Source organism: Actinoplanes sp. NPDC049118, assembly GCF_040648555.1.
GTDB lineage: Bacteria > Actinomycetota > Actinomycetes > Mycobacteriales > Micromonosporaceae > Actinoplanes.
The window spans coordinates 1-10,598 of record NZ_JBEZDY010000019.1; the positions used below are offsets into that span (position 1 = coordinate 1).

Annotated in this window: 10 protein-coding genes and 2 tRNA genes; 3 read left to right on the forward strand and 9 right to left on the reverse strand. The window is 67.2% G+C overall.

Translation table 11 applies throughout. The annotated features are described in order from the left end of the window. The first annotated feature begins 575 nt into the window (after positions 1-575). Positions 576-791, forward strand: coding sequence for a hypothetical protein (locus AB0B58_RS27580; RefSeq protein WP_360229400.1), 216 nt, complete (start codon positions 576-578; stop codon positions 789-791). Positions 792-1,527: 736 nt separating this feature from the next. Here the strand turns inward: AB0B58_RS27580 and AB0B58_RS27585 are convergent. From AB0B58_RS27585 to AB0B58_RS27615, 7 genes are all read right to left on the reverse strand, one after another. Further along, on the reverse strand, positions 1,528-2,325 hold the full coding sequence (locus tag AB0B58_RS27585) for a carbon-nitrogen hydrolase family protein (protein WP_360229402.1): 798 nt from the start codon (positions 2,323-2,325) through the stop codon (positions 1,528-1,530). Positions 2,326-2,388: 63 nt separating this feature from the next. Beyond that, positions 2,389-2,922, reverse strand: coding sequence for a GNAT family N-acetyltransferase (locus AB0B58_RS27590; protein ID WP_360229404.1), 534 nt, complete (start codon positions 2,920-2,922; stop codon positions 2,389-2,391). 110 nt (positions 2,923-3,032) lie between these two features. After that, a complete protein-coding gene (clpX, locus tag AB0B58_RS27595) occupies positions 3,033-4,325 on the reverse strand; it encodes an ATP-dependent Clp protease ATP-binding subunit ClpX (protein ID WP_023359330.1) in 1,293 nt (430 codons plus the stop codon). A gap of 232 nt (positions 4,326-4,557) precedes the next feature. Further along, positions 4,558-5,214 (reverse strand): ATP-dependent Clp protease proteolytic subunit, encoded by a 657-nt coding sequence (locus AB0B58_RS27600; RefSeq protein ID WP_360229406.1) that lies wholly within the window; start codon positions 5,212-5,214, stop codon positions 4,558-4,560. A 10-nt stretch (positions 5,215-5,224) separates the two neighbouring features. Beyond that, positions 5,225-5,854 (reverse strand): ATP-dependent Clp protease proteolytic subunit, encoded by a 630-nt coding sequence (locus tag AB0B58_RS27605; protein ID WP_184996956.1) that lies wholly within the window; start codon positions 5,852-5,854, stop codon positions 5,225-5,227. A gap of 205 nt (positions 5,855-6,059) precedes the next feature. Beyond that, positions 6,060-7,409: a trigger factor gene (tig, locus tag AB0B58_RS27610; protein ID WP_360229409.1), complete on the reverse strand. Its 1,350-nt coding sequence runs from the start codon at positions 7,407-7,409 to the stop codon at positions 6,060-6,062. Between the two features lie 40 nt (positions 7,410-7,449). Further along, positions 7,450-7,523, reverse strand: a tRNA-Pro gene (locus AB0B58_RS27615). A 142-nt stretch (positions 7,524-7,665) separates the two neighbouring features. Between AB0B58_RS27615 and AB0B58_RS27620 the strand changes: the two genes are divergently transcribed. Beyond that, positions 7,666-7,736, forward strand: a tRNA-Gly gene (locus AB0B58_RS27620). A 315-nt stretch (positions 7,737-8,051) separates the two neighbouring features. On the opposite strand, the gene AB0B58_RS27625 is transcribed toward AB0B58_RS27620, so the two are convergent. Together AB0B58_RS27625 and AB0B58_RS27630 are read right to left on the reverse strand one after the other, a co-directional pair. After that, positions 8,052-8,855 (reverse strand): hypothetical protein, encoded by an 804-nt coding sequence (locus tag AB0B58_RS27625; RefSeq protein ID WP_360229411.1) that lies wholly within the window; start codon positions 8,853-8,855, stop codon positions 8,052-8,054. Then, positions 8,855-9,073, reverse strand: a complete 219-nt coding sequence (locus tag AB0B58_RS27630; RefSeq protein ID WP_360229413.1) for a helix-turn-helix domain-containing protein — start codon at positions 9,071-9,073, stop codon at positions 8,855-8,857. The genes AB0B58_RS27625 and AB0B58_RS27630 overlap by 1 nt, the downstream gene beginning before the upstream one ends. A 254-nt stretch (positions 9,074-9,327) precedes the next feature. Here AB0B58_RS27630 and AB0B58_RS27635 point away from each other — a divergent pair, with 254 nt between their 5' ends. Beyond that, positions 9,328-9,534 (forward strand): hypothetical protein, encoded by a 207-nt coding sequence (locus AB0B58_RS27635; RefSeq protein WP_360229415.1) that lies wholly within the window; start codon positions 9,328-9,330, stop codon positions 9,532-9,534. Positions 9,535-10,598 lie beyond the last annotated feature (1,064 nt).

The following is a 10,598-nucleotide window of genomic DNA, read 5'->3' on the forward strand; positions in this document are numbered from 1 at the left end:
ACCAATCCACCAAAGCAGACCAGCCACAGTCAAAAACCTATTGGCACTGGCTTATCTAGCACCCTGTTGAGTTCTCAAAGAACAACCACACACCGAACCAAATCTCCTCTTCAGGAGACCCGCTCGGGGCAACCGCTCTAACTTACCCGGTCGACTTCGCCAGCGCAAGACCCGAGTCTTGGAAGATCCGAAGATCTTCGTAGCATCGCCCGAATGTTTTCCCGCGCTGACGCTCACCCCAACTCGGGGTGTTCGTCGATGCGGATGGCCTCTGCAGACCGGCCGATGATCGCTTAACGATCCATCCGCCCGGCTCCTGCTGGCCGTTGTACTCTACCCGGTCGTTCTCGCTGGCGCAAATCCGGTTTCCCGGCACCCGCTTCGCCCGGTCGCTGAGGTCAGCATAACGCTTCCCTTCAGCCGCCTCCGCGTCCCCTTCAGATCGGTCACTTTCGTGCCGCTCCGTCCGGTTCCCCTCGGGCAAAGAGAAAGTTACGCGACGCCCCACCCGAAACGCAAATCGACAGCCGTCCCCGTGCCGCCATCGCGTGCCCGCCCGTGCCAGAGTGGCAGTCATGGCCGCTTCCCCGGTGCTTGCCGCCGACGCACTGTTCAGTCTGCTGACGCCGCTGACACAGCTGCTCATCGGCGTTCTGGTGCTGGCCGCGGTGGTGGTCTCCGTCCACCGCCTGATCATGCGCGGCCCCACCCGGATGGGCGGAGCAATGCTCATAGTCGGCGGCGCCCTGGTGTGCGTCGCGGTCCTGAGCTACCTCGTGCAAAGCCTGTAGAAGCTCCGCCCGGCCCAGGCCGCTGCCCTTCAATCGGTTCGTCCGGCAGCGAATCGCGCGGGCGCCCGTCTCAGCTCTGGTCGACCCACCCGCAGCCTCGCCCGCATCGCCAGACTTCGGGTCGCCGATCGCGTGCCTCGCCCCGCCTCCGTCCGGGCAAATGCCGAGCGGGTTCTCGTGTGCCCGGACCCGCCGCTCGATCACCGCACAACGGACCAGCAGCGCCGTCGGCCGGGCTGTACCGGACTGTCGTGACAACGGCGGCCGAGGCGCACCAGCGTGACATCCGACCGACCGACAACCCGCGCAAACACCGATCCCGCCTGCACCGAACCCCCGCCAGCGCCCGAACCTAGGTCGCCGTCACACACCACCCGTCCCCGGCGACACCACACGAATACCCAGCGCCCAGATCGGCGCTCGATCACCGCACAACGGACCAGCAGCACCGACACCAGCGCGACCGACAACCCGCGCAATGCCGATTTCGCCTGCACCGAACCCCGCCAGCGCCCCGAACCCAGGTCGCCGTCACACGCCACCCGCGCCCGGCAACACCACACGAATACCCAGCGCCCAGATCGGCGCTCGATCACCGCACAACGGACCAGCAGCACCGACACCAGCGCGACCGCCCGACCGACAACCCGCGCAACACCGACCCCACCTGCACCCGCCCGCCTCCCCTCCCCTGCGACTGCGACTGCGCAGGCGGCGATGAAGCGAGGTGGCCCGCCTACAGGCGGCGATTGGTCAGGCTCGGCAGCTCGCTGCGGATCTCCTCCAGCCGGCCCAGATCGATGTCCGCGGTCACGATGCCGACGACGTCCGGCGCCTGCGCCACCACGGTCCCCCAGGGATCGATGATCATGCTGCGGCCGAAGCAGGTGCGGTCGGGGTCGTGGTCGCCGATCTGGCCGGCGGCCACCACGTAGCACTGGTTCTCGATCGCCCGCGCGCGGAGCAGGACCTCCCAGTGGTCACGGCCCGTGTGCATCATGAACGCCGCCGGCACCACGATCATCCTGGCTTCGCCGTCGACGGCCAGGCGGCGGTACAGCTCGGGGAAGCGGAGGTCGTAGCAGATCGACAGGCCCGTGCGTACGCCTTCGATGTCTGTCACCACGGTCTGGTCGCCCGGCGCCACCGAGCGGGACTCCTGGTAGGAGACCCGGCCCGGGATCTCCACGTCGTACAGGTGGATCTTGCGGTAGGTCGCGGCGAGCTCGCCGGAGCGGTCGAAGACCAGCGACGTGTTGTAGGCCCGCGTCTCGTCCGGGCCGGTCTCGTGGAACGAGCCGGCGTGCACCCAGATGCCGAGCTCGCGGGCCGCCGTGGAGAAGAACTCGGCGAATTCGCCGTCGATCGGCTCGGGCTTCGGCAGGCCGGCGGACCTGCCCAGGTAGTCGACGTACTCGGGCAGGACCGCGAGGTCGGCGCCGGCCGAGGCCGCGCGGCCCAGCAATTCGCGGGCGGCGGCCAGATTGGCCGCCCGATCGTCGCGGGCATTCAGTTGGCATACGGCGACGCGCATGACTGCCAGCGTACGGCCGGCAGCACGCGCCCGCCGCTCCGAAAGCCGTTCCGTCGGCCGAACTCAGTCCGGCGCCGGCATGAGGAGCGCCTCGGCGCCGACGGGCTCGTAGCCGGCCGCCAGGAAGGCGCGCAGGCTTGCTGCGTTGCCCGGAGCGACCTGGGCCCACACCGGCCGACCCTGCGGCACCAGATGCCGGGCCGCGGCCGCCAGCGAGCGCCCCAGCCCCTCGTTGCGTGCGCCCTGCGCCACCTCGACGGCGGCCTCCCACCGCCCGGCCAGCCCGCGGCCCAGGACGAGCACCGCCGGGCCGCATGTCCACGCCCGGACGTCCTCGCGGTATCGGCGCGCGCGGACCACCCGGGGATGATCACTGTCCGTGATCGGTGTGAGCGGGATCGTCGGCTCGCCCGCGGCGGGCTGAGCGAGCAGCACCGCGTCGATGTTGCCGGCGGTCATGCGCAGCCGCTGTTCGAGGGCGCCGAGGAATCTCGGCGAGAGCGGCGCGCTGAGGTCGTCGTCGGTGCCCATCCACGATTCGACCCACGGGCGGTCGACGTCGGCGGCCACGACCACATGGCCGGGAAACGACGCCACCGCCGCCCGATGGGGCGACGGTGGCGGCACCAGTTCGAGCCAGGGGTCCGTCGGGAGTCGTTCGCGGTGCTCGACTCGGGCCAGGACCTCCGGAAGACCGTGCGGTGCGGTCAGGCCGACTTCTCCTCGCGTTCGCGACGAGCCCGCCGGCCCACGAATTCGCGGGGGACGATCGTCGGGATGACGTTCTCCACGACCACCTCGCGGGTGATGAGCACCCGGGCGGCGTCGGGGTTGCTGGGTACCTCGTACATCACGGAGAGGAGGACCTCCTCCATGATGGCCCGCAGGCCGCGGGCGCCGGTGCCCCGGAGCATCGCCTGGTCGGCGATCGCCTCGAGGGCGCCGGTGTCGAACTCCAGCTCGACGCCGTCCAGCTCGAAGAGCCGCTGGTACTGCTTCACGTACGCGTTGCGGGGCTCGGTGAGGATCTTGATAAGCGCCTCGCGGTCGAGGTTGCGCACGGTGGTGATGACCGGCAGCCGGCCGATGAACTCGGGGATCAGGCCGAACTTCAGCATGTCCTCGGGCATGACCTTGCTGAAGATGTCGTCCGTGTCGCGTTCCGAGATCGAGCGCAGGTGGGCGCCGAAGCCGACCCCGCCCTGTCCGACCCGGGACTCGATGATCCGGTCCAGACCCGCGAACGCCCCACCGACGATGAACAGCACGTTGGTGGTGTCGATCTGGATGAACTCCTGGTGCGGGTGCTTGCGACCGCCCTGCGGCGGCACGTTCGCCACCGTGCCCTCGAGGATCTTCAGCAGGGCCTGCTGAACGCCCTCGCCGGAGACGTCGCGGGTGATCGACGGGTTCTCGCTCTTGCGGGCGATCTTGTCGACCTCGTCGATGTAGATAATGCCCTGCTCGGCGCGCTTGACGTCGTAGTCGGCGGCCTGTATCAGCTTGAGCAGGATGTTCTCGACATCCTCGCCGACGTAGCCCGCCTCGGTCAGCGCCGTGGCGTCCGCGATCGCGAACGGAACGTTGAGCATCCGGGCCAGTGTCTGCGCCAGGTGGGTCTTACCGCAGCCGGTGGGGCCGATGAGCATGATGTTGGACTTGGCCACCTCGACGTCGCTGCCACCTCCGGGCGCGCCGGCCGACTCGGCCTGAATCCGCTTGTAGTGGTTGTAGACAGCAACCGAGAGGGCCTTCTTGGCCTGCTCCTGCCCGACCACGTAGTTGTCGAGGAACTGGCAGATCTCCATCGGCTTGGGAAGCTCTTCCCACTTCACCTCGCCGGTTTCGGCCAGCTCTTCCTCGATGATCTCGTTACAGAGGTCGATGCACTCGTCGCAGATATAAACACCAGGGCCCGCGATGAGCTTCTTGACCTGCTTCTGGGACTTCCCACAGAAGGAGCACTTCAGTAGGTCGCCACCGTCGCCGATCCGTGCCACCTACGTTCTCCCTGCGCTCATCGGCCGGCTCGTGCCGGCCCCTGGCCTGAGGATGGTTTCCTCGTCGCCAAACAACGTCCTACAGAGTTCATCGTCTGCCGACCCGCGTTACTGAGGTTGCTGGCTCGACGTTACCCGCTGACGGGCAGTTCTCCGACCCCCCAAAACGGGCGTGTCAGGGGTCAGTCAGTCTAGCGTGCGCTGACCGACCCCCGACATGACACGTTGGGGCTCAGACGCCGGCTTTCTGCAGGCTCTTCTTACGCGTGGCAAGGACCGTGTCGACGAGGCCGTACTCCTTGGCCTCACTGGCCGTCATGATCTTGTCGCGGTCGATGTCCTTGCGGACCTTCTCCACCGTCTGGTTGGAGTGCTTCGCGAGCATCTCCTCGAGCTGGGTGCGCATGCGCATGATCTCGCGGGCCTGGATCTCGATGTCCGAGCCCTGACCGTAGCCGCCCTCGGTGGCCGGCTGGTGGATGATGATCCGCGAGTGCGGGAGCGCCATCCGCTTGCCGGGGGTGCCGCCGGAGAGCAGCACCGCGGCCGCGCTGGCCGCCTGGCCGAGGCAGACCGTGCTGATGTCCGGACGGACGTACTGCATCGTGTCGTAGATCGCCGTCATCGCGGTGAACGACCCACCGGGCGAGTTGATGTACATCAGGATGTCGCGGTCCGGGTCGGCGCTCTCCAGCGTGAGCAGCTGGGCCATCACGTCGTTGGCCGACGCGTCGTCCACCTGGACGCCGAGGAAGATGATCCGGTCCTCGAACATCTTGTTGTACGGGTTCGACTCCTTCACGCCGTACGACGTGCGCTCGACGAACGAGGGCAGGACGTAGCGGTTGTGCACCGGAGCGAACCCGGGAGGCATCGTCAGGTCGGTCATTGTCAGCTCCTCAGTTCAGCGTTCCGGCGCCCTCGGGGACCTGAGTGGCACCCGTGATCACCTTGTCGATGAAGCCGTAGTTCTTGGCCTCCTCAGCCGTGAACCAGCGGTCCCGGTCGGAGTCGGCCTCGATCTGCGCCTGGTCCTGGCCGGTGTGGAAGGCCACCCGGTCCTGGAACATGCGCTTGGTGTAGAGCATCTGCTCGGCCTGGATGGCGATGTCGGCGGCCGTGCCGCCCATGCCGCCCGACGGCTGGTGCATCATGATCCGCGCATGCGGCAGCGCGTAGCGCTTGCCCGCCGTGCCGGCACAGAGCAGCAACTGCCCCATCGACGCGGCCATGCCCATGGCCACGGTGGAGACGTCGTTGTCGATGAACTGCATGGTGTCGTAGATCGCCATGCCGGAGTAGACGGAACCACCCGGCGAGTTGATCCACAGGTTGATGTCGCGCTCGGGGTCCTCCGCGGAGAGCAGGAGCAGCTGCGCGCAGATGCGGTTGGCAACCTGGTCGGTCACCTCGCTGCCGAGGAAGATGATCCGCTCGCGCAGCAGGCGGTTGTAGACCGAGTCGTCCAGGTTGCCACTGAGGGAGTCACCACGCAGCGTGGGACTTGCAGGGATGTGCAGATCGGTCATGGCAGCCCTTCACAGCTGACTGTGTCGGCCGAGGGATCCGGCCGACAGGTTGTCCGTCGTAGCACCAACCTAACCGGTCGCATCCGCATCAGCTTCCCGCTCGGGCAGGTGTTCGCTGACAGCGCATCAGCTCCCCCCGTACCCGGAAAAAGGCGTGGGCCGCCGCGTGCCGCAAGGGGCGCGCGGCGGCCGACCCGTCCGGATATCAGTGGTTGTGCCCGGCGTGCTCGTCCCCGGAGGCCTCGCGGAGGTCGTCGAGGCTGAGCGTGTTGCCGGCGGTGTCCTTCATCGTGACCTGCTCCATGACGTTGGCCAGGGCCTTGCCGCGGCGCACGTCGCCGAAGACGGCCGCGGCCGCCCCCGACTGCACGAGCTGGTCGTAGTACTGCTGGGGCTGCATCTGCGCGCGCTGCGCCCGGTGCACGATCTCGTGACCGAACTCGTCGTCGGAGACCTGGATGTCCTCGGCGTCCGCGATCGTGTCGAGCAGCAGCTGGATCCGGACGCCCTCGGTGGCCGCCTCGGTCAGCTCGGTGTCGATCTGCTCCTCGGTCTTCTCCTCCGAGGTCAGGTAGTCCTCGAGGCTGGCGCCGATGCGCTCCAGCTGGTCGGTCATCGCCTGCTTGCGGCCCTCGACCTCGTCCTTGACGATGCCCTCGGGCGCGGGGATGTCGGCGGCCTCGACGAGCTGCTTGAGCGCCTCGTCGCGGGCGGCGTAGATCTGCTCGACCTTCTTGACCTTGCCCAGCCGCTCCTTGAGATCGGCCTTGAGCTCGTCGAGGGTGTCGAACTCGCTCGCCAGCTGGGCGAACTCGTCGTCGACCTCGGGCAGCTGCTTGTCCTTGACGCTGCGCACCGTCACGGCCACCTCGGCGTCACGGCCGGCGAAGTCGCCGCCGACCAGCTGCGTGGTGAACGTGGCGTCGGCGCCGGTGACCAGGCCGACGAGGACGTCGTCGAGGCCGGGGAGAAGCTGCTTGCTGCCGACCTCGTGCGAGATGTTCGTCGCGGAGCCGCCGGGCACCTCCTCGCCGTCGACGGTCGCCCGGAGGTCGAGCTGGACGTAGTCGCCCTCCGCGGCCGGACGGTCAACGGTCTTGAGGGTGGCGAAACGCTCGCGCAGGCCGGAGATCTGCTCGTCGATCTCGTTGTCGCCGATCTCGACGACCGGGACCTCGACGGTGATGCCCGACAGGTCCGGAATGGTGATCTCCGGGCGGACATCGACCTCGGCGGTGAACTTCAGCGGCTCGTTGTCGGCGAACTCGGTGATCTCCACCTCGGGGCGGCCGAGCGTCTTGACGTCGTGCTCGCGAACCGCGGCCAGGATCTGCTGCGGGATGGCCTCCTGCACGGCCTCGTTGAGGACCGTGCCCCGGCCGACGCGCTGGTCGATGACCGCGGCGGGGATCTTACCCCGGCGGAAGCCTGGGATCTGGACCTGAGAACCGATTTCACGGTACGCCTTCAGCAGGCTGGGCTTCAGCTCGTCGAACGGCACCTCGATGGCGAGCCGCACCCGAGTCGGACTCAGAGTCTCGACGGTGCTCTTCACAGGCGTACTCCTTGATGGATCTCTTCGTGTGTTGGTGAAGTCGGGGTGGCGGGATTTGAACCCACGGCCCCTCGCTCCCAAAGCGAGTGCGCTACCAAGCTGCGCCACACCCCGTGGCGACGGCAAGTGTATGCGGTCCACCGCGTGTCGTGTGCCGCGGCGTCACCCCGGTGCGCCACGCGGGGGATATCGGGTTCGCGTGCGGCGGCCGCATTCAGTAGGCTGACCCCGGCACCGCACGCCAGTGGGGTGTCACGCGGGCGTAGCTCAATGGTAGAGCCTCAGTCTTCCAAACTGATTACGCGAGTTCGATTCTCGTCGCCCGCTCCGAGCACGAAGGCCCAGGTCAGGGAGCATATCCCGAGCCTGGGCCTTCATCGTTCCAACCACCTAGATGATCTTGCGTGTCATTGGCGTGCCATTAGGCGTCTACGAGGCTCCGCGCGCTCGCTTGCCAGCCTTTCCCTTCTTCGCGGCTTTCGCACCCTTGCTGATCCGCTTGTCCATGCTCGTCGCGATCTCGCGATCTCGCGATCTCGCTCGCTGGTCGCGTGCTGGTAGATGAGTGCCGCTCGCATGCTGGCGTGTCCCATCCGACGCATCAGCTCCCGCGTGCTGGCCCCGCTCGACGCCGCCAGGTGGTTACCCGTGTGGCGCAGGTCGTGGAAGTGGAACCCGGGCGGGCATCCCGGCGTCCTCCAGCGCCGTCGACCACTTGACCGCTCGACGGAAGTTCCCGGTCCGCAGCGCCGTCCCCTTGTCGCCGGTGAAGACCAAGGCCTCCGGCTCGGCGTCGGTGAACCCGCCCAGGTGCCCGGCGAGTGCCGTGCGCGCCACCACCGGGAGCGCCACTACCCGAATTCCCGCCGCCGACTTCGGCGGACCGAACTCCATCCCGCTCTTGAGCGCAGCCAGCTTGCGAGGCACCCGCACCGTGCCGACCTCCTGGTCAACATCGCAGCGCCGCAGCGCGGCCAATTCTCCCCAGCGCAGCCCGGAGAACGCGGCGACCAAAATCAGCGCTGTGTAACGAGGCGACATCTGCTCGGCGAGCGCGAGCACCTGGACGATGGTGGCCACCGGACGTTCAGGAGTGTGGTATCGGTCATAGCCAGGGACGAGCGACAGATTCCCCAGGAAGGGCTCGAGGTGCAGACGGAACAGGTCTTCATAGTTCTCCCGGGTGCGCGGCTGGAGCCTCCGGTGCGCGATCCACTCCTTGCCGTACTCGGCCAGTCGCACGTCTCCCGCTTCCGGCGCCTGCCAATCGCCCCGGATGATCTCGGACTCGACCAGGGTGAGCCACTTGCCTGCCAACCGTTCCGTGTCGAAGGTGTTCGGTGCCGTCCGCTCGATCCCGTCCGGCCCGAGGTAACGGGCCTGGAACCGACCCGAGGGCAGCTTGCGGACATTGCCGAAACGGCGGCGTCCCTTCCGGTTGGCCATCAGTGCGCTCCCCCGACGTAGGCACGAATCGCCGCCCGGTCCGTCGGTACGACGCGGTTGTTCTCGATGTAGCCGGTGACGGCGGCCGGCTCGAAGCGGACCAGGCGACCGACCTTGACGTACTCGATGCGCCGCTCGGAGACGAGCCGGCGCACGAATCTCGGTGTGGCACGTAGGCGAGCGGCGACCTCATCGGCGGTCATCAGCCCGTCATCCATGTGGTTTCCCCTCTGCACGGCTGGCGTTGCACGATCAGGCCGCGCGGGCGGCCGGGACAGTTGCCGAAAGAGCGCCGTGTTGTCGGCGGGCAGCGTCGAGCTGGTTGCGCCACCGGATCCGGGCTGAGACGGCCCGCAGGATCCGGTGTTCCAACGGCAGAACTCTCTCTCGCCGCTGAGCTAGGAGGTCGAGGCAAGCCGGCGACATCCTGCGCCGACTCCACGCTGCCGCCCCAGCACGCAGCGAGCCGAACATGACCGACTGGCCGGCCGACCGCGGCGAACACTGGCTCGCCATCGCCAGGAGCATCCTGCCTGCCACACGACGCGCGGAGATCCGCGCTCACCTCCGCGCCCTCACCGGCCTTGACCGCCAGATCATCGAACACTGCGCACATCTCGATGCGCTCACAAGCGCCGTGCGCGGCGAGCCGTTTCAACACGCGGAGGAGCGGCGCTAGTCCCCTGCCAGGCCAGGTGCGGCCGGACGCGCCGACGCCGTAGTCCTCTCCACGCACGTGGAGGTGCTCCGTTGCGCCGCTGGGTGATCTGGTAACGCGCGCGTCGTCTCCACGCATGTGGAGGCCGTGTTGAAGTTCTGGGGCCGCCTGGCAGCCACTGGGACGACGGCAGGATTCTCGCCAGCGGACCGTCTGGGATCGAACCGGCATCGATCTCTACGCTGAGCACGGATTCGCAATTGCCCAAGACATTCCTGGCCCCGTTCGGAGCGCCTACGAGCGTCTGGTCGAAGCAGGCTACGTCGGTCGACTGATCAAATAGCTGCTTCGTTGATCGCGAAATGGGCGAGTTCAGCTGCGGATACGGCACCGGAACATGGTGAACCGAGCACGGTGATTGGTAGAGGCCAGACATCTGCGCCTGGAAGTCAATTTGGATAAGCGGCTCGAACTCTACTCGCGAAATGGCGCACCCGTTCAGTGACGCCTAATTCACCAAGCTGCTCGCCGTGCTGGGACTGCAAGCGATAGCTGCGCTCGCAGTGGACGAGATCGTCACCATTGTGGAGGCGCTGATCCAGGGGCACGCCACCGACTTCGAGAGCGGCTTCCTCATCGAGAGCCAAGACGTGCTGCGCGAGAGACCGGCGCAATACGCTCGGGCATTTTCATCGGGATGCCGGCTATTCCGAAGTCGCCTGCACCATCCCCTGGGGTCGGCAGTCGTCGAGGTCGACGGCACCGTCCCCGCCGCACTTCTTCCACCGGGCGTACGGCAACATTCACCACCACAACTCCCTGTTCATCGCACATGCCCGGGCCGGTCGGCAGCAGATACGCGAGCACCGTCAGAGCGCATGCCAGGCGCCGGAATTGGGTGGTCCGTCCCGGGCAGCGTTCGATGACGTAGTGGGTGCCATCTGACCTGTTGCGCAACCTTGAGTTTGTCCCAAATATTTCAACGAGGGCACCGGTGACCTTTTACGAGGCGTTCATGTGGACACCATTATCGAGAATTTGCTGTTACGCTCCCCGCCGATCGACCGGCCCGGAGCCGATTCTCG

What these genes read in the sequence shown, in the direction of transcription:
- AB0B58_RS27580 (WP_360229400.1), top strand. Translation starts at nt 576, where the DNA reads ATGGCCGCTTCCCCGGTGCTTGCCGCCGACGCACTGTTCAGTCTGCTG.
- AB0B58_RS27585 (WP_360229402.1), bottom strand. Translation starts at nt 2,325, where the DNA reads ATGCGCGTCGCCGTATGCCAACTGAATGCCCGCGACGATCGGGCGGCC.
- AB0B58_RS27600 (WP_360229406.1), bottom strand. Translation starts at nt 5,214, where the DNA reads ATGACCGACCTGACGATGCCTCCCGGGTTCGCTCCGGTGCACAACCGC.
- AB0B58_RS27605 (WP_184996956.1), bottom strand. Translation starts at nt 5,854, where the DNA reads ATGACCGATCTGCACATCCCTGCAAGTCCCACGCTGCGTGGTGACTCC.
- AB0B58_RS27625 (WP_360229411.1), bottom strand. Translation starts at nt 8,855, where the DNA reads ATGGCCAACCGGAAGGGACGCCGCCGTTTCGGCAATGTCCGCAAGCTG.
- AB0B58_RS27630 (WP_360229413.1), bottom strand. Translation starts at nt 9,073, where the DNA reads ATGGATGACGGGCTGATGACCGCCGATGAGGTCGCCGCTCGCCTACGT.
- AB0B58_RS27635 (WP_360229415.1), top strand. Translation starts at nt 9,328, where the DNA reads ATGACCGACTGGCCGGCCGACCGCGGCGAACACTGGCTCGCCATCGCC.